Raw genomic sequence first — 504 nt, 5'->3', positions numbered from 1 at the left:
CCTTTTGAGTCGAGGAGGATGGTTGTATGCCGAAGAAGATCGATCCCGCGGTCAAGGAGCGGGCGCTGCGGATGGTGGCCGAGCACCGCGGTGAGTACGCGTCGCTGACGGCCTGCTGCGACCAGGTGGGCCGCCGTTTGGGGCTGGGCAAGGAAACGGTCCGGAGGTGGGCCGTGCAGGCCGACATCGACGCCGGTGCACGGCCCGGCGTCAGCACCGAGGAGAGCGCGGAGATCAAACGTCTCAAGGCCGAGAGCCGGCGGCTGACCGAGGACCTGGAGATCATGCGCCGGGCCTCGATTTTCTTCGCGGGGGAGCTCGACCCCCGCAACCGGTGATCTGCGAATTCATCGACCAGATGAGAGCCGAGGGGCACGAGGCCCGAGTCGATTTGCCGAGGCCTGCGCAAAGCAGGTCTGCAGATCGCCGCACGCACCTACCGGATGTGGTGGGGTGTACCAAGGATCTTGGACAGCCGCTTGATGCGAGAGGATCAAGATCATG

The 504-nt window shown here is 65.3% G+C and carries 1 protein-coding gene; it reads left to right on the top strand.

Annotated elements, in window-relative coordinates; genetic code table 11:
- Positions 1-26: 26 nt before the first annotated feature.
- Positions 27-338, top strand: a complete 312-nt coding sequence (locus KHA85_RS16615; protein ID WP_213186646.1) for a hypothetical protein — start codon at positions 27-29, stop codon at positions 336-338.
- Positions 339-504 lie beyond the last annotated feature (166 nt).

Source organism: Dietzia massiliensis, assembly GCF_018390595.1.
In the GTDB taxonomy this organism is placed as follows: domain Bacteria; phylum Actinomycetota; class Actinomycetes; order Mycobacteriales; family Mycobacteriaceae; genus Dietzia; species Dietzia massiliensis.
The sequence above is the reverse complement of the archived record's forward strand: the minus strand, read 5'-3'. Positions and strand labels throughout refer to the sequence as shown.

Bases quoted from the DNA above. Each gene is read 5' to 3' on its own strand.
- KHA85_RS16615 (WP_213186646.1), top strand. From the start codon at position 27: ATGCCGAAGAAGATCGATCCCGCGGTCAAGGAGCGGGCGCTGCGGATG.